Consider the following 22,192-nt stretch of genomic DNA (forward strand, 5'->3'; position numbering starts at 1 on the left):
TTATTGTTGCTTAACGCGCAGCACAGCGACCGCTGCTAGTACGAATGACACTGCACCTAGCACTAACGCATAAATCGGTTGATTATCAAAAAAGTGACGTAAAATTAGGCCTAATACGCTTGCCGCTAACAGCTGCGGAATAACAATAAAGAAGTTAAAGATACCCATGTACACACCCATTTTTTTACTTGGTACTGAGGTACTTAACATTGCGTATGGTAAAGATAGAATTGACGCCCAAGCAAACCCTACTCCAATCATTGGCCAGATCAGTAAACTTGGATCTTTGATAATAATGAAGCTGACCAGACCCAATGCACCTAGCACTAGGTTGAGAGCGTGAGCCATTTTTAGCCCTACTTTTTTAACGATAATCGGAATACACAGTGCTGCAATGGCAGCAAAACCATTGTAAGCGGCAAATAATACACCAACCCAATCCGCACCGTTATTGTAGGCAAGAGAGCTTGTATCACTGCTGCCGTAGTGGAAGCTAGTTACTGCCGACGTGGTGTAAATCCACATTGCAAACAATGAGAACCAGCTAAAAAATTGTACCCAAGCCAATTGTTTCATCGTTTCTGGCATAGTGAATACATCATTCACAACTTGATAAAAGCCACCACTGGTTGCGTTTTTAGCCTTTAAAGCACCAGCAATAAATTGAATAACACCAAAGCTAATCAAACCACCAGCGAGTAAATAAAGCTCTTTTTCAAGCGATAGACCCGTTACAATACCAAGTACTACTAGACCAAGAACCGTAAAGATTGCAGCGCCTTTGTTAAAGTTTACATCACTTTGAACATCACTCGAGTCATCGCTTTGCTCTTGTTCATGAAAGCTTTCAAGTTCTTCTGGTGAATATTCTTTCGTGGTAAATACAGTCCAAAACACAGCAACTAATAAAACTACTGCACCAAAGTAAAACGAAAATTTTACAGAATCTGGAATTTGCCCAGCAGGTGCCGTATTAGCAATATCGAACCAGTTAGTCATCATCCAAGGTAATGCAGACGCAACAACCGCCCCAACACCAATGAAGAAGCTTTGCATCGCATAACCAGTTGCACGTTGTTTTTTCGGTAGGTTATCACTAACAAGGGCGCGGAATGGTTCCATAGTCACGTTAATTGACGCATCCATGATCCATAACATACCCGCCGCAATCCAAAGGCTTGGTGAGTTAGGCATGATGAATAACGATAACGTCGTTAAAATAGCCCCATAGAAAAAGAACGGACGACGACGACCTAACTTATTCCAAGTTTTATCGCTCCAGTAACCGATGATCGGTTGTACAATTAGACCTGTTAATGGTGCTGCAACCCAAAGGATTGGAATATCATCAACATTGGCACCTAAAGTTTGAAAAATACGGCTTACATTACCGTTTTGCAATGCGAAGCCAAATTGGATACCAAGGAATCCAAAACACATATTCCATATTTGCCAAAAGCTCAGCGTTGGTTTGTTATTATTCATAGTCAGCCTTTAAGGTAAATACTGCACTGCTTAAGCCATTCAGCTGTAGTTGAATTGGCGCATTCGTAGCTGCCTCAGAAATCACAATGTCGGCATGATTTTCTAGGTTATCAATTAACGTTAAGCCACTGTGATTAAGCTTAGGTAACAACGTTTGGTTAAGAGTAAGCTCAACATTTTGTGGGTTTTCTGAAAAGTTACTTACTACAAGCACTAGTTGTTGGCGTTTAGCTTACGCGTGAACGCAATAACTTGCTCTGAGCCTGTCAATTCAACCGCTTGCATGTCACCACCAACAATGGCAGGAAGTGTATTTAACGACATCAATTTGGTGTAGTAAGCGCGAAGATCAGCTTGCTGCTTCGAAAGCGCACCGCCATCGAATTTACCATTATTCATCCATGCTTGATGCGCAGGTACACCCATATAATCGAAAATGCTGGTACGCGTTGGGTCGCCAAAACCACCGTCCTCAGAGCCATCTTCACCGACAGCTTGACCAAAATAAAGTAAGGTTGGCGAGCGCGACATCAATGTAGATACCACCATCGCTGGCTTACCTTTTTCACTACTACCAGCGAAATCTGGGCTAGCAATACGTTGCTCATCATGGTTTTCTAAGAAGTGCAGCATATGCTCTTCAATATCCGCCACTTGGCTTTGGATATCGAAAATAGTATCCGCTGATTGCTTGCCTTGCATCACAGCTTTAACCGTGTCGTAAAAACCGACTTTGTCGTAAAGGTAATCCATCTTACCTTGTTGGATATATGGGCGGTAAAGCGTTGGGTTATATACCTCAGCCAAAATAAAGGCATCGCTTTTTTGCATCTTGATTGATGAATTTAAAAAGCTCCAAAACTCAACAGGCACCATCTCGGCCATATCATAACGGAAACCATCAACACCTTTATCTAACCAATAAAGCGCGATATCGCGGAATTTATACCAGCTATTTGGTAGGTCTTTATCTTGCCAAAATGCGTAGTGCGCACGGTAATCTTTATCAGCGTAATCATCCGGTAGCGTCGGGAAGTCGTAGCTACCATCTGGTTTCACACCGTAATTGATTTTAACTGTTTCGTACCAATCATTGATGTCGGGTTTAGCGGCACGGGCCCCATTACCCGTCCATTTTGCTGGGGTTTCGGCAAATTGATTATCAGCAAGAGGATGCGGGTTACCACCTAACACTTGGTAGCTATCGCTTGTTGGCACTTGAAATGACTGCCCTGTTACATAATAAAAGTTATTATCGCGAGCATAGGTTTTCGTCGTGTCATCTTCAGCACCAAAATCCTTAACGCCTTCAGGCTTTGCGACCGACTCATAGTTACGCGCTACGTGGTTTGGCACAATATCAATAACCACTTTCATACCGTGCTTATGAGTGCGATTGATTAGCTCGACAAACTCTTCTAAGCGGCGCTCAGGGTTAATTGCTAAATCAGGATTAACATCGTAATAGTCTTTCACTGCATAAGGCGAGCCTGCACGGCCTTTTACAACATCAGGATCATCTTGTGACAAACCGTATTCGGTATAGTCAGTTACTAAAGCATGACGCGGTACACCGGTGTACCAAACATGTGTTGTACCTAGTTCTTTAATACCTTGTAATGCAGCATCATTAAAATCAGCGAATTTACCTACCCCATTTTCTTCTAATGTGCCCCACGGTTTATTGGTGGTGTTAGTGTTACCAAATAATCGAGTGAATACTTGGTAGACCACAGGCTTAGAGATAGCTGCTTGGCTAGATTCTGATTGCTGCTTTTGCGTGTTCTGCTGTACTGGCGCATCGTTACCACAGGCAGTTAAACCTAAAACCGAAGCCACTACTAACGCAGTTAGTTTGTATGTTGTCATCATTACTTCATTTTTCTGTAAATATCAGTTCATACTAATGTTAAGGGCTGCATACGGACAGTAAATGCATACGTATTCAGCCTATTAGTTGCAATTATTCAAGCTCTATTAAGCGTGCTTGCATAGCTTTTAAGCGGATTGGCGCAGCAAGATCAACACGCTCTTCGCTGATTAAATCGCGTCCTTTATTATTGCCTTTCAGCACTTCTTGCATGTAGCTTAAATCCCAATCAATAGCTTGTTGGTTTTTGTTAAGAACAACCAATACAGTTTGGCCATTGTGCTCTCTCACATAGCTGTAAATGCCTTGCTTGGGTGAAAAATGCATTAAACGACCTTCGCTTAACGCTGGTTTTTCTTGACGAAGCTTAAGCAGTTTTTTCATGCTAGCTAACATCTCTTGCTGATCAGCTGAAAGCCCCTTACCTGTGAAGGCATTCGCTTTTTGACCTTTAAACCCACCCGGGAAATCAATGCGAATATCACCGTGGTCATTGCTTGGCGTGTTATCGAGCAGCAGCTCAGTGCCGTAATAAATTTGTGGAATACCACGAGTTGTTAACAACAGCGTCATGGCTAATTTAGTTTTTGCAAGGTCTTGACCCAGCTCAGTGTAAACGCGGCTCATGTCATGGTTATCTGCAAACACTAAAATGTTATCTGTATCAGCATACAAAAAGTCATTCGCCAGCGATTGATACACTTTAACCCAACCTGTATTCCAGCTTTCTTCTTCGTTAAGTGCTTGGATCAACGCCTCTTGTAATGAAAAGTCCATTACACTTGGTAACTCAGAGGTATAACCATCTTGATTGACTTTGCCACGCTGCCAATAAGATGCAATTGCTGGGTTGGTTGTCCACTCTTCACCAACAATATTAAAGTTTGGGTATTCGGTCATTATCGCTTTAGTCCAATCGGCTAAAAATGCTTTATCTGAGTATGAATAGGTATCAACACGAATGCCGCTTAAGTTGGCGTATTCAATCCACCAAATGGCATTTTGAATTAAATACGTTGATAGTAACGGCTGGCGCTGATTTAAATCAGGCATCGTCTCAACAAACCAACCATCATTAAATTGACGTTTGTCGTATTGGCTCGCATGAGGGTCTTGAATTGTTTGTCTGGCGTGACTAGTGGCATTTTTACCGTTTTCAAACTTGCCATCAAAGTTAACCCAATCTGCCGTTGGCATGTCACTCATCCACTGATGCGATGAACCAAAGTGGTTAAGTACCATGTCCATCACTAAGCCGATACCATGCTCTTTCGCTTCTGCCGATAAGGTTTTATAAAGCGCATTACTGCCCATACGCGGATCAACTTTGTAAAAATCAGTAATAGCATAACCATGATAAGAATAACTTGGCATATCATTTTCAAGCACCGGTGTTAACCAAAGTTGTGTTACACCGAGGTCCTCAAGGTAATCTAGGCTATTGATAACACCTTGAATATCACCGCCATGTCGGCCACCTTTAAAGCTTGGGTTTGCAGCCTCCTGCATACCTGCAACACTATCGTTACTTGGGTCACCATTTACAAAGCGATCAGGGTTTATTAAATAAAGCGTGTCTCTATTTGTAAAGCCATGACGATTGGCACTTTGCTTATCACGGTCATTTAACGGGTAAGTAAAGGTGGTGCCGTCTTCAGCTTTAAAAGTCAGTGTTCCCGCCTTTGCATTATCGCTGATGGTTAAATCTAAAAACGCGTAGTTAGGGTTATTTGTTGTTGTCACCCCTTTAAACTCAACGCCTTTGTAAGGCACCATTTGCCACGCTTTGTTAGCAATATTGTTATCGTAAAGCATGACTTGTAATGAGTCGTTTTGCATCCCTACCCACCAGTTTTCTGGTGACGCAGTAATTGCAAAACTTGCTGTTGAGTTAAAAAGTGTAAATGCGGTTGTTAACGCTAAAAATGTTTGTGTTTTTTTCATAATTAATTTTGTACTTTTTCTAAGAATTGATTGTGGGTCGGCAACTGCTCGACAGTGCTATTAATCAAGGTTTTTAAATTGCTAAATAACTCATTTAATTGCTCATCAGATAACGCATCTGTTAAAGGATGGTGATCCTCTGCAATAAGCCCTTGCCCTATCATTACTTGCTGCCATGCGATTTCGGCAAAGAGCTCATCGTCTTCTCTAATTAGCTTGCCGCTGGTTTTAAATAGCTCAATTTTCTTTCTGAGGCTGCATGGAATATCCATGCCTTTACAAAAACGCCAAAACGCACTGTCATCACGCTCAGTAAGCTTGTAATGAAGAATAATAAAATCACGAATTCGCTCAAATTCTGTTTTACTTTGTTGATTAAATTCATCTACAAGGCTTTGTTTAATACCTTGATGAGGAAAAAACTTAATTAAACGAATGGCTGCACTTTGAATTAAATGAATACTGGTCGATTCTAATGGCTCTAAAAAGCCGCTTGATAAGCCGACCGATACCACATTTTTATGCCACTGCTTTAAACGGCGACCTGTTTTAAACTTAATAACACGCGGCTCTGTCAGTGGTTTGGCAGGTAAATTATCCAAGAGCTGTTGCTTTGCCGCTTCGTCTGATAAGAAACGCGAAGAGTACACAAGCCCGTTGCCTACTCGATGCTGTAATGGTATTTGCCACTGCCAGCCTGAGTCTCTTGCAATTGAGCGTGTATAAGGAATTGCATCCGAAGCTGATTCACTTTGCACCGCAATCGCGCTATCACACGGTAACCAATGCGACCAATCTTCAAAGCCGGTACTAAGTGTTTGCTCTATTAATAAAGCACGTAAACCGGTGCAATCAATAAATAAGTCGCCGTCTATTTGCTCGCCATTTTTAAGTAACAAAGAACGAACATGCCCGCTTTGATAGCATTGATTAACCGATTCAATTTTGCCTTCAATGCGTTTAACGCCCCGTGATTGCGCCAACTCTTTTAAGAATTCGCCGTATCGAGTGGCATCAAAATGATAGGCATAATGTAAGCCCGCCAACTGAGTGTTAGGAATGTGCTTAAGGTGAGCAAATTTATGCGCTTTTGCTGCTTGGTAGTTAAGTGAAAAATCCCAAAAGTCAGGCGCGTTTTGTGTTTGATTTGCTTTTAGCCAAAAATGATAAAACTCACAAAACGGAAAATCTTTACCTATTTCACCAAAGGCATGCATGTAGCTGTGATCTTGGCTGCGCCAATTTTCAAACTCAATACCGAGCTTAATCGTTGCGCCAGTGGCTTTAATAAATTCTTTTTCAGAAATGCCAAGGGCACCATTTAGATGCAAAATAGGTGGAATACTCGCTTCGCCTACACCCACAGTGCCAATCTCTGCTGACTCTATCAGGGTGATATCAAGCACTTTGCCCAGCACTTTATTAAGTAATGCAGCGGTTATCCACCCTGCTGTGCCACCACCGGCAATCACGACCTTGGTTATTTTTTTTGTTTCCATAGTACACCTAACGCCAATTTCTATTCATTGAGTGTAGCTCACTGATATAAAAAAGCCCTTGTAAAACAAATCACAAGGGCAATTTTCTATCGCTGTTTTAGCTAATTACAGCTTGTAGCTGAAGCCTAACAGGAATGTACGACCGTAGTCTTGGTAGTCACGTACTTGAAGTGAGTTATCACCTTGTAGTGACGTGAACGGCTCTTCTGTGATGTTCTGTACTTGGAAAGTGACAGATAAACCGTCAAGGCTCTCTACACCGCCTTCGCTAAAGTCATAACCAACTTGAGCATCCCAAATTGTTTCGCCTTTAATGTCAACTTGTGTAGTCGCAAAACCTAAACCGTATACGTCACCTTTAAAGTCGCTACGCTTACGCATGCTAGTACGCGCTTGGAAACCGTTACGCTCAAAGTAAACTGTTAAACTATCGATTTGGTCAGATAGACCAGGTAGCTCATAATCGTTACCATTTTGGTCAGTTAAGTCTTGCTCAACACCTGTATGGCTTGCGATTAAACCAAAACCATCAAGTGACTCGCTGAACATAGTGAATGGTAGAGTTAATGAAAGCTCATAACCCCATAGGTCACCAGAACCACCGTTCACTTTACCTGAACCTGTGCCAGTTGAAGTCGCAGGAATTTCACCAGTAGACGGATCAGCTACACCGCTCATATCGATTTCATAAGTACCATCGAAAATCCACTGAGTGATATCTTTATAGAATACAGCTGCAGCGAAGTAACCTTCTTCATGGAAGTAGTTTTCGTAGCTTAAATCAAAACCAGTTGCTTCTTTTGGCTCAAGCTCAGGGTTACCACCTGATACACTCCAATAGTTACCGTTTTCATCTGGTTGTTGATTGTAAGTAGCGTTAACTGACGCGTTCATTTCGTCTAAGCGAGCACGAGAAATGGTTTTCGCGGCACCAAAACGTACAGTTTGCTCTTCATCAATTGCAAATGATAAGTTGATGCTTGGCAAGAAGTGGCTGTAGTCATGGTTTACATCTGTTGGTGATACAACAACTAAACCATCCACAGTGTTAGCTGCGAAGCCTTGTGAAGACTGTTCAGTTTTCACATAACGCACACCAACGTTACCTGTTACAGGGATAGAGCCCAGCTCTGCATTAATGTCAGCTTGAGCAAAGAACGCTGTTACTTCTTCTTGAACTGTCCAAGACTGTGTCTTGTGCTTTGAATCAGTTAAGCTTTCTTGAAGCAGGCTATAGTAACCATCATTCACTAGACCGTTGGTATCGTAAGCAACCATGTTGCCCATGCCAATGAAATCAAGGCTAGCTGACCCTAAACGGTATTGCTCTGGGATTGATAACATACCCGGGTTTGATAAAGAGAAGTCTTTTAATGTCATGAAGTAACCTTCAGACACTTTGCTCTTTTCACGGTCGCGGTAAGACATACCAAATGACACACGGCTGATGTACGCGTTATCAAGTACTTTGCTAGCCGCAAGTTTCAATGTGCTTAGTTCATCATTGATTTCTGGCGCATTGATGAAACCATCTTGCGCAGTATTTTGATAAGCAGTATCAGTTAGACCGTACTTATCGTTAAGTGCAGCACTTGCACCCCAAGATAATGGGCCACCAAGTTGAATTAAGTCATAATCGCTGTAATCAAGGTTATGGCTGAATTGTGCGCCTGTGTTACCACCGTCAAACTCATAACCAATCGTATCAGCAACACCATTTGCATCACCACGACCTGTACCTGAGTAGCTTTCGATACTCCAGATTTGACGCTCAACTTCAGAGCGGCTTACATCAAATTCTACTGACCAATCATCGCTGATGTCGTATTTTGCATTAAAACCAAACTGAGTTAGCTCCGCGTTACGCTCTTCGTAGTCATTACGAACAACAACACGTTGGCCTTCTGTTACTGCGCTTGTGATGAAACCAGAATCTGCGTCAACAACAGCTGAACTTGGGTCAATTGAACCTTGGCCCCATGCAAATGGCACTTCGATACCACGTAAGATTTTCTCATCAGAGAAATCTACATATAAAGCATCAAAGGTCATGTTCAGGCGTTCAGTCGGCGCAGCTTCAATAACAAGCATGGCTGTATCACGTTCAAGCGTTGATGAACGTACGAATGGCTTAGCACCACCTAAGATTGAGTACGTATTACCATCTTCACCTGTAAACTCAGGGTAACCCCATGCGTTCCAACGTTTCTCTTGGTTTGGAGAACTCATCGTGTTGTATGCAAATGCAACACCGATTGTGTCATCAGCAAATTGATCAATATATGAGAACGTACCACGGAAACCTTGATCGTCACCGTCTGGGTTTAATTTATCAAAACCCGTTTGTTCGTACTGGTCATTGAACATGATAACTTGCTCACCTTTGCTTAAAGGTTTAACAGTTTGCATGTCGATAACACCAGCGATACCTTCTGCTTCAATGCCTGCGCTTGGGGTTTTGTATACCGTTACGCCACTCATAATTTCTGATGGGTAAAGGTCAAATTCAACGCCACGGTTGTCGCCGATTGAAACTTGCTCACGACCGTTGAATGTTGTTGCACTTTCGTTTTCACTGAAACCACGAACACTTACACGACTAGCTCGACCGTCTAGACGTTGTGCTGTTAAACCAGGAAGGCGTGCAATTGATTCTGCAATTGATGAATCAGGTAATTTACCGATATCTTCAGCTGAGATTGACTCAACAACTTCAGGAGTGAAGCGTTTAGTATTAATAGATTCTACAACACTGCCACGAAAACCTTTTACTTCGATAACTTCAACGTTGTCGTTTTTTGTTTTTTGGTCTTCTTCTGCAGCATACACTACAAAGCTATTTAAACCTGCGGCTGTTAAAGCCAGAGTTAATATACTTGGTTTGAACATAGACATGATGTTTTCCCATTACCCAAATTGTAATGTCAACGTGTTGCAGTTATTCATGAACATAATAGCTGTTATTCGCTGACTGATTTTGTTGTCGAATTGAATATTAACGCCCTGGTTATTTTCTTAACAAATTTATGCATACGTATTCAGCGTAGCTCATCATTACAAATATTAACACCATCTTTACAAACCCACCCCATAACCGATTGAATATAAATGATTTATCAATTTTACTGTGTAAATTAATAGTAATGAAACATTTTCGCTATATTTTCGCCCCCAATTTGGTTACAGAAATAGGTGCTAGGCCATTTATCCCGCTTAAATGGTGACTTAACGCAATAATAATAGGAACGCACATGGAACAATGATAATTGGTCTTACCAATAATCACATTGCACCATTCTGGTGTAAGCCAGCTATATTATGCACCACGCTGGCGTTTTGAGTTTGAATAAGACAATTACTTTACTAATTGGTAAATTTTACGGCGCTAAATTTATGCTGCTCAATTTTAAATCAAGTTAATAAGTTTTACTGAGGACAGAGGTGAATTTGGCGTGCATACGTATGCAGAGTTTTTACAGTATCACACCCTTCACGTATGCTTTTGACATTCCGGCAACATATACGACTAATGGTTGCCTTATAGTTTACACACTCTGAGTGTCACGATGGAGAAAAACATGGCTCAAAAGCAGTGGTATAAAGGTGCGGTTATTTATCAAGTGTATCCGCGCAGTTTCCAAGACACCAATGGCGATGGCATTGGTGATATCAAAGGTATCATTGATCGCATTGATTATATTAAAAGCCTAGGTGTTGATGCTATTTGGGTTTCACCTTTCTTTAAATCACCAATGAAAGACTTTGGTTATGACATCAGTGACTATCGTGATATCGATCCACTATTTGGTAACCTTGATGATTTTGATGAACTCATTGCACAAGCTCATCAACGTGATATTAAGATCATTATTGATCAGGTATTGAGCCATACCTCAGATCAACATCAATGGTTCCTTGATAGCCGTGAAGATAAGATCAACGATAAAGCAGATTGGTACGTGTGGGCAGATGCCAAACCTGACGGTACACAACCAAATAACTGGTTATCTATTTTTGGTGGTCCTGCATGGCAGTGGGAACCGCGTCGTGGTCAATATTATTTACATAACTTTTTGACTGAACAACCTGATTTAAACTTCCATAATCCAGAGGTACGTAAAGCTGTATTAGACAATGTTGAGTTTTGGCTGAAGAAAGGCGTTGATGGTTTCCGCTTAGATGCAATTAACTTTTGCTATCACGATGCGCAATTACGTGACAACCCGGCTAAGCCACCTGAGAAACGTCAAGGCCGTGGCTTTAGCGAAGACAACCCTTATGCGTTCCAGTATCACTACTACAATAATACACAACCTGAAAACCTGACTTTTATGCAGGACATTCGTGCCCTACTAAACAAGTACCCTGGTACCGTTGCATTAGGCGAAATCTCATCTGAAGATTCACTCGCAACCATGGCTGAATACACATCAGGTGGTGACAAACTTCACATGGGTTATAGCTTTGAGCTACTGACTAACGACTATAGCGCTGAATATATCCGCACAACAGTTAGTACGCTAGAGCAGCATATGACCGAAGGCTGGCCATGTTGGGCATTTAGTAACCATGATGTAGAGCGTGTTGCTAGCCGCTGGAGTAAAGATAACATTATCAATCCTCAGCAATGTAAAATGCTAACAGCTTTACTTGCTTCGTTACGTGGCAGCGTGTGTATGTACCAAGGTGAAGAGCTTGGTTTAGGTGAAGCTGAAGTCGCATTTGAAGACTTACAAGACCCATACGGCATTACATTCTGGCCAAACTTTAAAGGCCGTGATGGTTGTCGTACGCCGATGCCGTGGAATGCAGCAGATGCTGAGCAAGCTGGTTTCTCAACAGTAAAACCTTGGTTACCTGTAGGCGATGCGCACAAATCAGTTGCGGTGAGTACGCAAGATCAAGATAAAGATTCTATTTTGAATGCGTATCGTGAATTTATGGCATGGCGTAAAGATAAGAACGTACTGCTTGAAGGCGACATTGAATTTATCGAAACACAAGAGCCTGTGCTTGCTTTTTATAGAACGCTTAACGACACTAAAATGCTTTGTGCATTCAACTTAGGTGCAAAAAGTAGCGAACTGACAATCTCTGATTCTGTGTCTTCACAGCATACAGAGATCTCTCATCACACAGCTGAATTAAACAATAATACAGTCACTCTGCCCGGGTTTGGTTGCTTTTACGCAACCCTGAATTAATAATCAGTTGTTAAACACCAAGCCCTGCAATTGCAGGGCTTTTTTATTTCTGATCATGGTATTAGTGGTTCATGGTTTTACTATTAATGTAATCTGTAAGAGCAAACAACACCCCCGACACCACAAACGTGACATGAATTAACACCTTCCAGAGTAACTCATCTGTTGAATGGTTGTTTGAGCTAATAAATACCTTTAAAAGCTCCACAGCCGAGATTGCAACAATTGCACTAATCAACTTCATCTTAAGGCCAGAGAAACCAACCTTGCCCATCCAAACTGGTCTATCTTCATGGTTTTCTATATTTAATTTTGAAACAAAGTTTTCATAACCACTAAAAATAATAATAAGCAAAAGCCCAGCTAGTAGCGCAGTGTCAACTAAAGTCAAAATACCTACCAAAAGCTCTTGGTTTGACGCAGTGAACGTATTTAAAGCCATGCTGTATAAATATTTAAAGAACTTTAGCAGCAGTAATACCACAGCGACTAATAAGCCAATAAAGAATGGCGCTAGTAACCAACGCGAGCGAAAAATAAAACTCTCTACAACTTGTTCTAGTTTGGTTGGTACTTTCTTTGTTTTTGAATGAGTCCCTTGTTCAGACATAAGTTAGTTCACTTTTCTTTTAAAATTAGCGCGATAATACGTGTTTTGACCTTACGATTACCAGCATTAGAGGCAAAATAGTGGTTATTTTTTGCTTATCTTTACGATAAAAAAATTTCGTTATCTTTTTTTGAAATTTAGTTTATAAATTCACTCAAGCAAAGTGACATACACATTGCGCACCATTACTGTGCATTTAGCCAGTGATAATTAATTTTTTGATTAGGAATAATTAAATGAAAAAAGCATTGCTAGCACTAATTTTGGCACCTGTTTTAAGCGTGTCAGCAACGAATGCAATCGCTAACGAAGCACCTGAAGCATCAGCTGAAATGATTAAAGAATACACTGAAATGTGTTTAAACTGGGCAAAAGATGATGACATCAGCAACGAAGAATTAAAGCCATACGTATTAAAATGTGTAAACGATGAGCTTGAAGCTGAAGGCTATAAAAAAGTAAAAGACGTACAAATCTAATTTTACGTCTACTTAGAATATGAAAAACCGGAATGACACAATGATGTGCGTTCCGGTTTTTTATTTGCATCTCAAATTAACAATAAGTTTGCGCGACATTACGCCGCGACTTCTATTATTTAATCTGGCGATTTATTTTTTGGCTGCTGTTTTTTTCTTAGCAGGCGCTTTCTTTTTACTTTCTTCTACCCATTTACCATTTTGGTAGTGGGCGGTCCAACCTGTGGCTTTGCCATCTACTTCACTCATTACATACTGCTCTTTATTTTTGCGGCTGTAGCGAACGACTGAAGGATTTCCATCAGGATCTTGTGTAGGTGCGTCAGCAAGGTAATAAAACTTTTCAGAAATACGATCTCTAAAACGCTTTAATTCTTCCACTTTAGGCGCACGCGTTTCACGTGATTTAGGGAAAGTATTAGCCGCTAAGAAAATACCTGACGCACCATCACGCAGTACAAAATAAGCTTCTGACTTTTCACATTCAAGTTCAGGTAAGTGAACTGGATCTTCTTTTGGTGGCGCAGCTTCACCATTTTTGAGTAACTTACGTGTATTTTTACACTCTTCATTACTACAACCGAAGTACTTACCAAAACGACCAGATTTTAACTGCATGTCTGAGCCACATTTATCACATTCGATAATAGGGATTGTCGTAGCCTTTAATTTTAAAGGTGCCTTGCTCAACGATATAACCCTTACATGCCGGGTTGTTACCACACACATGTAACTTACGTGTTTCGTCAATTAAGTATGAATCCATTGCCGTTTCACAAATTGGGCAACGCTTCATTTGCATTAGAGATTCAGTTTCTACGTCTTCGACATCCGCAGCAATAGCTTCATCGCCTGATACCAAATTCATGGTTGTAGTACAGCGCTCTTTAGGTGGCAAGTTGTAACCAGTACAACCTAAAAATACACCCGTTGATGCAGTACGAATCCCCATCTTACGACCACACGTAGGGCAATCAATATCAGTCTCAACCATTTGGTTTTGACGCATGCCACCCTGCTCTTCGTCACCTGAGGCAATTTCAAGCTGTGTTGAAAAGTCTGCGTAAAATCTATCAAGTACTTGTGTCCAAACACGTTCGCCCTCTGCGATGTCATCGAGACGGCCTTCCATCTTAGCGGTAAAGTCAAAGTTCATCAGATCTTCGAAGTTCTCAACTAAGCGGTCTGTAACTATCTCGCCCATTTTTTCAGCGAAGAAGCGGCGATTTTCAACACGCACATAACCACGATCTTGAATCGTAGAGATGATAGATGCATACGTAGATGGGCGACCAATGCCACGCTTTTCTAATTCTTTAACTAGGCTCGCTTCACTAAAGCGTGCAGGTGGCTTTGTAAAATGTTGTTTAGGATCTAGCTCAACAAGCGTTAAAACATCACCTTCTTTAACTGCTGGCAGTGATTGATCTTCTTCATTCTTTTTACGAACAGCCGGTTGGACTTTTGTCCAACCATCAAAGCGAAGAACGCGACCTTTAGCTTTTAACTGATAATCATCTGCGCCAACTGTTAAAGTGGTTAGATCGTATTCAGCAGGAACCATCTGGCAGGCAACAAATTGGCGCCAAATTAATTCGTAAAGTTTTTTAGCATCTGCTTCAACACCGTCTAAATGACCAGATAGTACGGTAACACTAGAAGGACGGATCGCTTCGTGTGCCTCTTGTGCATTGCCTTTAGAGCTATAACTAATCGGTGCTTTCGGTAAATATTTTTCACCAAATTGCTCTGTCACGTAATCACGACACATTTCAACTGCATCTTTCGATAAGTTAGTTGAGTCGGTACGCATATAGGTAATGTGACCCGCTTCATATAAGCGTTGAGCAAGCATCATGGTTTTCTTAACACCATAACCTAAGCGCGTACTGGCAGCCTGTTGCATGGTTGAAGTAATAAAAGGTGCGCTCGGTTTACTCTTGCTAGGCTTTTCTTCAACGCTAATGACTTTGTAGTCAGCTTTTTCGAGTTCACTAACAGCAGACATCGCCTGCTCTTCATTAACTGGCTTAAAAGGCTTGTCAGCGTGTTTAGTAACTTCTAAGCGTAAAGCAGCTTCTGTATTTTTAACATCAGCGTGGATATCCCAAAACTCTTCAGGAATAAATGCTTTGATTTCGCGTTCACGTTCAACAAGTAAACGTACTGCAACAGATTGCACACGACCGGCTGATAAGCCACGTGCTACTTTAGCCCACAGTAATGGCGACACCATAAAACCCACGACGCGGTCAAGAAAACGACGCGCTTGTTGCGCATAAACCATGTCAGTGTTTAGTTCACCGGGTGTTTCAAATGCCTGTTGAATTGCATTTTTAGTAATTTCGTTAAAAACAACTCGCTTATATTTTTCAGGCTCGCCACCAATAATTTGTTCGAGGTGCCATGCAATCGCTTCCCCTTCTCTATCCAAATCGGTTGCGAGATAGATTTTATCGGCGTTTTCAGCAAGTTTCTTTAATTCTTGAACAACTTTCTCTTTGCCCGGTAAGACTTCGTAATGTGGCTCCCAGCCTTTTTCAGGGTCAATACCCATACGAGCAACTAAATTTTTATAGTCGCGTTGCTTTTTATAGGCAGCTTTTTCTTCTGGCGACATTTTTCGAACTTCAGCAGGGGTTTTCGTCGCTGCAGTTTTTGTTTTGCCTGAACCTGAAGTTGGTAGATCACGCACATGCCCAACACTGGACTTTACGATGAAATCGTTACCTAAGTATTTATTAATTGTTTTTGCCTTTGCAGGAGACTCTACAATTACAAGTGATTTGCCCATAGTTGCCTATTTCTGACCGAGTATTTTAAAAGTTTTTTGCCCTTATAAATGTATATCAATCACATTAAACAAATAAGTATGATTTTTATCATTGGAGCACGAATATTTATAGGTATATCTACAAACACCAATTGTTACAAGCTTTTAATAGAAACTTTTCTTCATTGACTGAATAATTAAACAATTTTTGTTGCTAATTTAGTCAATGTGGTGTTTTAAGGTAATTTCAAGGGGAATATATAGAACAGCAACAAAAATGCCAACCTTCTGGTTGGCATTTTTTAAGATTTAACTTTATTTATCATCGATTATTGAAATCGAGCGGCTCACCGTTTTAGTTCCGCCAAGCTGATTTTCAAATTGGAAAGTTATAGTTAGTACACCATCTTGATCTTGGTTACCATCAGACTCCCTAGCAATTCGAACATCAGAATACATTGTTGAGTCACGATTTGTGCTCGGAATCGTTTCCTCATGCTCAATAATAGAAAAATCTCCATTATCGGCTGTTAGCGACACTTCAGTTCCAGCAGGAAGTGGATTACCAAACTCATCACTGTAAAAAATACGTACATTGATACTAGATAAACCCACTTCTAAGGTCTCAGGATCTGTTTCATTGGGGTCTGTTGCATCATAGTCTGGGTTAGCACGAGATACTTCAGATAAATCAATAGAGGCGACATCGCACCACAACGCATTATCAGATACCTCAAATACACCAGCTATTGTGCTCGAACAATCAGCAGGCACTAAAACCTCATATGGAGCAGATACTACTTCATTGGATTTTAATACAGCAAAGCGAACATATGGATCATCACCAGACATGACAACTTCAATTTGCTTACGAACTTCAATTAAATCACGGGTACACTGGCCTGCATTAAAGGCAGCTTCACTACACAATAAGCCATTATACAAACCATCTGCACCGTCATAAATTCCATTATTATTAAGATCACGCCATGTTTCGTTATGACCACCACGCGAGTTTAATTCAGAACATTGATCTGTGTTCGGATCGTAACTATCACTATCTGCATCACTGCAGTTCGCCTTGTCAAAAGTGCTATTTTCATTATGATCATTAAACGCTTCTGGTAAGTCATACAATGTGTAATATTCGCCAATATCAAATAAACCATTGCGCCTAGTTATTCCATCTGATGACTCTTCATCGACAAAGCTTTCTTGACCTTTTGCAACAGCAATAATACTTGTTCTTCCGCCTCGGATAACACCATTAGGATCGTTTTTAGCGCGAACTAATGTCCCGATACAAGGCGCTGCAGTTTCAAAATAAGGATCGCAGTTAACATCACCCGTCTTAGGGTTTATACCTTCGGTAGTTGCAGAGTTACCATCGATTTCACCAATTCTATTACCCCACTTGTAATCATAGAACGGTCGCTCACCTTGTGAACGCCACGTTACTACACATGACGCGTCAGTAGTACGACACACCGCTTCATTACTTTGTGGACCTACAACGCCTGATTCTGTCAAAACTGTTGATTCGACACCATTACTATTAAATTGATTAAATTGGTCACCAAAATAAACCGTAAGACTATTAGTAATTCCATTGTAATTCAGTGCATTAGGGTTAAAAACTTGAGGGCTTAAATCGAAACTATTTTGATCCGTAATGCCTGAATATAATGCAAGTTGCGATGATACTGCATTGATTTGCTCTGCTAGTGGTACGAGGTGAAGCGTTCCTTCAGGACAAATGTCATTTGTTGGTTCATCTGCACACAACTGCACCTCATCTGTCCAACATGATAAATCATCACCTTCTGGTAATGCAGCAACATCTGTTTTTGAAACAAAACAAGCCTTAACTACAAGAGGACCAGGCACAATACCTGAAGTGACCGTAGTTTGCACAACACCATCATTGTCTGTATTCGCTGTACGTTGAGTCAAACCAGCTAAACCAGTTGAGTCTGTTAACTTAAAGTCAATTCGCTGCTGTGGCGATACAATGCCGTCGGCATCTAATAATCTAAAGCGAACGACAGACTGTGTCGGTAAGCCACCTTCACCTGGAGGAAGAGCAATTACCGGTTCTGAGACGTCGATAAACTGAATTGATTGTACTGCTGAAACTTCAACAGGGATGATCGTTGAAGCAGTAAAGTTCTTTCCGCCCGTTTCGACTGTAATATTAACAACATCATCAATTCCGCAACCATTGGCTCTATAGGTAGAACTAGCTATACCGCTTGATGATTTTACAGAGGCATCAATACTTGAATTATTGTTATCAACACATGTTGAACTAAATTCTACATCTGTTGGTGTGGTATATAAATTCCCTTCTTCGTCCTTTAAAGTGACCTCAATAATTGTACTTCCTCCAGCTTTAAGAGGAATTACATCACCATTTGAGTCAACATTTAGGCCGTTGTCCACTTCTAGAATTAAATCTGCGATACCTACTGCAAAGTTAGTGCTAATTTGTTCATCTAAAGCAGATACTGTAATTGTTCCTGCACCGCCAGTGTTACCTGGTTGGATTTTCAATAGTGCAACACCAAAGCTATCAGTCAACGCTCGACCTGATGATGGAAGGACAGTCCCTAGATCAGTTGTTACTTCGACTAGTGCATTAGCAACAGCGTCACCACTTTGCTGATTTGTTACTTCAATAAATAAATCAGCAAGTTCAGCACTCGATACCGAGTTAGTTATGCTACAGCCTGATGCTATTGAGGTCGGGTCTAGTTTTACGTTACTTCTATTGTCATCCCAAGAAGGGACACAACCAGTTAAAAGAGAAGCTGTAACCGAATACTGTATAGCATCATCAGGGGCTTCATCACCATTAGAAATAAAGCCAGCAATTTTAGTGACTGCATTACCGCTTTCATCTGTATAGGTTGCTACAACTTGACCTGCCCCTTTCGCATCACCACTGCTCAGTGTTACAGAAGCTTCACCATTTGAATCTGTTAGAGCGGTTCCTAAAACAGGCGTAATTTTACCTGTAAAATTAGTGCTGAATGAAATAAGTTGACCTGCAAGGGGCGTCTCTTCATCAAGCAAAGTTGCTGTGACTGTACCTTTATTATCTTTGCTTACAGGGTTATCAACAGTAAACGGTGCTCCAGAAGTGTCTGTAATAGTGAGGTTTAATGTGACGCTGCCGCTCACACTTGAATCATCTGATTCTGAACCATCCGATGTGAAACCAAATGTGTCGCTGTAGGTATCTCCATCAAGAGCGTAGGTAGCAGTTACTATACCAGCGCCAGCAGTATCACCTGCCGTAAGTTTAATAGAAGCAACACCATTGCTATCTGTTAGATCAGTTCCAGATACTGGATCTAAAAGACCAATATCGCCGTTTAAGCTAAAGTTAATCACAACCCCAGCAACAGCTTCATCATTATTTGTTAATGTAGCAGATATTGTTAACGGAGAGTCAGCTGTTACCTGATTATCTTGTTCACCAGATGACAGCGAAAAACCTTGTACTGCAATTTCATAACTAGCTTCAGCTGTTGAATCATCCCCACCATCAAGCGAACCACCATCACTTTCCAGTGAGCCACCGCCACCACATGCAGCTAATAATGAGCTGAAAACTATTACACTTAGCCATCGAAATAAAGGCATTGACCTCTCCCTAGTTAGCTATTTCAAACTTTGTTTTATTATTTACCTAATATTAACCTAAAATCAGTCCGAAAATAATCATTTTTTTATTCATTTCTTAACGAATTAATTTAATTATTTATCGAATTTTTCTGTATAAAAATCCTTATGCTGGTAGTCTATGACAAAATTTATAACAAGATAGATTAGGTGTATGTCAAAAGTACGGTCTTTAAGCCTTACATCTCGTATCATGGTTGGTATGGTACTTGGTGTAGTTGTTGGTTTTATCTTTCAAGCCATTTTAGCGGGTGAAGACGATTTCCTTATTCCATTAGGGTTATTCTCTTTACCTATTAAAGCTTTTTTTGTTGATGGTATTTTCCATGTTGGCGGGCAAATATTCATTGCAAGCTTAAAAATGCTTGTGGTGCCTTTAGTATTTGTATCACTTGTTTGTGGAACTTGTAGCTTGAGCGACCCAAAAAAGTTAGGTCGACTAGGTGGTAAGTCTATTTTGCTTTATTTAGCGACAACGGCAATCGCCATTACTGTTGCTATCACCTTGGCGTTATTAGTGAATCCAGGTGAGGGAATCAATTTACCTTCAGATGCTAACTATAGTGCGAAAGAAGCTCCCACCCTTGCGCAAGTCATTATTGGTATGTTCCCAACAAACCCTATTGATGCAATGGCAAGTGGCAACATGCTCCAAGTTATCGTTTTTGCCTTGTTATTTGGTGTTGCGATGGCACTCAGTGGAAAAGCAGGTAAACGAGTGGCCAGTGTTTTTGAAGATTTAAATACCGTAATTTTAAAGCTTGTAACACTGCTTATGAATATTGCACCGTATGGTGTATTTTTCTTAATGGCAAAATTATTTACAACCATTGACTTAAAGCTTATCACTAGCTTGGCCTTATATTTTGGTGTCGTTGTTTTTGCTTTATTATTTCACGGTTTTGTGAATTACAGCCTGTTACTTAAGCTGTTTACAGGTCTAAACCCTATTACATTTCTAAAGAAAATGAAAAATGCCTGTTTATTTGCATTTAGTACATCAAGCTCAAGCGCAACTATGCCTATTACCCTTGAAACAGCAAATAAAAAGTTAGGTGCTCATAACTCTGTTGCTTCTTTTACCGTGCCCCTTGGCGCAACCATCAACATGGATGGTACGGCGATTATGCAAGGCGTTGCGACTGTTTTTATTTCGCAAGTTTTTGCAGTAGATTTAACGATTTCTGATTATCTGATGGTTATTTTAACCGCAACCCTTGCTTCTGTAGGTACTGCTGGTGTTCCGGGTGTAGGCCTTATTATGTTAGCTATGGTATTAAATCAAGTTGGATTGCCTGTAGAAGGTATTGCTATCATCATTGGTGTCGACCGCTTACTTGATATGACGCGAACCGCTGTTAACGTGACCGGTGACTGCATGGTGACCTGTGTGGTTGCAAAATCTGAAGGTGAGTTTGATGAGGACGTATTTAACGACCCAAATGCCGCTAAAGATTTAGAAGATTACCATAAATCTATTAATTAATTTCACACTAATTAACTCATAAAAAAACCCGCTAAATAATAAGCGGGTTTTTTATACTACTTTCATGTTTTTAAATTTAAGGGTTTAAGCCTTTTAAACGAGACATTAAAGTCACTCCCGCTTTACTTACCCCTGAACTTAATCCGACGGCGAGCTTATCGCTTAAATTCTTCTTAACACGGTATTTTACTTTAAAGATTTGACGTTCTTTAGCTTGGCTCAATAAGATATCATCACTTGTATCAATCTTATCAACTAAACCTTTATCGAACGCTTGAGTAGCAAACCAATGTTCACCGGTTGCAACAGTATCAATATCTAGAGATGGACGCTGCTCACTCACAAAGGTTTTAAATAAACCGTGGGTTTGTTCAATTTCTTCTTTGAATTTTTCACGACCTTTATCGGTATTTTCACCAAAGATAGTTAGCGTACGCTTGTATTCACCTGCGGTGATTTGCTCAAAATCAACATCATTCTTTTTCAAGATTTTATTAAAGTTAGGAATTTGCGCAATAACACCTATCGAGCCAACAATGGCAAAAGGTGCTGCAACAATCTCATTGGCCACACAGGCCATCATATAGCCGCCACTTGCTGCTACTTTATCAATAGCTACCGTTAAATGAATGCCAGCATTACGTAAGCGTTGCAGTTGAGAGGCAGCAAGGCCATAGCCGTGCACCACACCACCACCACTTTCAAGGCGAACCAGTACGCGGTCTTTTTCTTTGTCAGCAATGGTTAAAATAGCGGTAATTTCTTCGCGAAGACTTTCGACTTCATGGGCATCAACACTGCCATTGAAATCAATAACATATAAACGCGATTTAGGCTCGTCGTTTTGCTGTTTTTTAGCCTCAGTTTTTTGCTGTTTTTGATGAGCCTTAAGCTCTTTTTTAGAAAGGGTATTTTCGATAAAGCTTTGTTTTAGATCATCAAGTTGCTCACTTAAATCATCAATTGTTATCTCCCCTTTCTTCGCTTTTGGTTTCACTGCTGCGCCCATGATAATGGCAACAATCACTGCAATTGCGATGACAAATGTCAGGGTCTTTGCAAAAAACAACCCGTATTCATATAAAAATTCCAATCAAACTCTCCATTTATTAATACTTCGGCACAATTTACCACGCTTTAAAGCAAAAAAAAGCC

The 22,192-nt window shown here is 40.6% G+C and carries 10 protein-coding genes and 2 pseudogenes; 3 read left to right on the plus strand and 9 right to left on the minus strand.

Annotation, left to right across the window (positions count from 1 at the left end):
• The 5 genes and pseudogenes from ACRWSG_RS01420 to ACRWSG_RS01440 all read right to left on the minus strand — a co-directional run bounded on the left by ACRWSG_RS01420 (position 1) and on the right by ACRWSG_RS01440 (position 9,693).
• Complete coding sequence (locus ACRWSG_RS01420) at positions 1-1,485, minus strand: MFS transporter (protein ID WP_235373117.1); 1,485 nt, start codon at positions 1,483-1,485, stop codon at positions 1-3.
• Positions 1,478-3,354 (minus strand): annotated as a pseudogene (locus ACRWSG_RS01425) (alpha-amylase family glycosyl hydrolase). Before ACRWSG_RS01425 ends, ACRWSG_RS01420 begins: the two are co-directional and overlap by 8 nt.
• 94 nt (positions 3,355-3,448) lie before the next feature.
• Complete coding sequence (locus tag ACRWSG_RS01430) at positions 3,449-5,299, minus strand: glycoside hydrolase family 13 protein (protein ID WP_462165421.1); 1,851 nt, start codon at positions 5,297-5,299, stop codon at positions 3,449-3,451.
• A 2-nt stretch (positions 5,300-5,301) separates the two neighbouring features.
• Positions 5,302-6,798, minus strand: coding sequence for a tryptophan halogenase family protein (locus tag ACRWSG_RS01435; RefSeq protein WP_462165422.1), 1,497 nt, complete (start codon positions 6,796-6,798; stop codon positions 5,302-5,304).
• Between the two features lie 105 nt (positions 6,799-6,903).
• The gene (locus ACRWSG_RS01440; protein ID WP_462165423.1) at positions 6,904-9,693 is read right to left on the minus strand and encodes a TonB-dependent receptor; all 2,790 of its coding nucleotides are present in this window, start codon (positions 9,691-9,693) and stop codon (positions 6,904-6,906) included.
• Between the two features lie 683 nt (positions 9,694-10,376).
• Between ACRWSG_RS01440 and ACRWSG_RS01445 the strand changes: the two genes are divergently transcribed.
• Positions 10,377-12,002: an alpha-glucosidase family protein gene (locus ACRWSG_RS01445; protein ID WP_462165425.1), complete on the plus strand. Its 1,626-nt coding sequence runs from the start codon at positions 10,377-10,379 to the stop codon at positions 12,000-12,002.
• A 61-nt stretch (positions 12,003-12,063) separates the two neighbouring features.
• Here ACRWSG_RS01445 and ACRWSG_RS01450 read toward each other — a convergent pair whose 3' ends face one another.
• On the minus strand, positions 12,064-12,612 hold the full coding sequence (locus tag ACRWSG_RS01450) for a TIGR00645 family protein (protein ID WP_054551457.1): 549 nt from the start codon (positions 12,610-12,612) through the stop codon (positions 12,064-12,066).
• Positions 12,613-12,848: 236 nt separating this feature from the next.
• Here ACRWSG_RS01450 and ACRWSG_RS01455 point away from each other — a divergent pair, with 236 nt between their 5' ends.
• Positions 12,849-13,091, plus strand: a complete 243-nt coding sequence (locus ACRWSG_RS01455; RefSeq protein WP_054551458.1) for a hypothetical protein — start codon at positions 12,849-12,851, stop codon at positions 13,089-13,091.
• Positions 13,092-13,223: 132 nt separating this feature from the next.
• Here the strand turns inward: ACRWSG_RS01455 and topA are convergent.
• Positions 13,224-15,885 (minus strand): annotated as a pseudogene (topA, locus tag ACRWSG_RS01460) (type I DNA topoisomerase).
• A gap of 294 nt (positions 15,886-16,179) precedes the next feature.
• On the minus strand, positions 16,180-19,512 hold the full coding sequence (locus ACRWSG_RS01465; protein WP_138600543.1) for an Ig-like domain-containing protein: 3,333 nt from the start codon (positions 19,510-19,512) through the stop codon (positions 16,180-16,182).
• Between the two features lie 193 nt (positions 19,513-19,705).
• On the opposite strand from ACRWSG_RS01465, the gene ACRWSG_RS01470 reads away from it, so the two are divergent.
• The gene (locus ACRWSG_RS01470) at positions 19,706-21,037 is read left to right on the plus strand and encodes a dicarboxylate/amino acid:cation symporter (RefSeq protein ID WP_054551461.1); all 1,332 of its coding nucleotides are present in this window, start codon (positions 19,706-19,708) and stop codon (positions 21,035-21,037) included.
• A gap of 76 nt (positions 21,038-21,113) precedes the next feature.
• On the opposite strand, the gene sohB is transcribed toward ACRWSG_RS01470, so the two are convergent.
• A complete protein-coding gene (gene sohB, locus ACRWSG_RS01475) occupies positions 21,114-22,130 on the minus strand; it encodes a protease SohB (protein ID WP_138600541.1) in 1,017 nt (338 codons plus the stop codon).
• Positions 22,131-22,192 lie beyond the last annotated feature (62 nt).

This window comes from Pseudoalteromonas sp. GB43 (assembly GCF_054923805.1).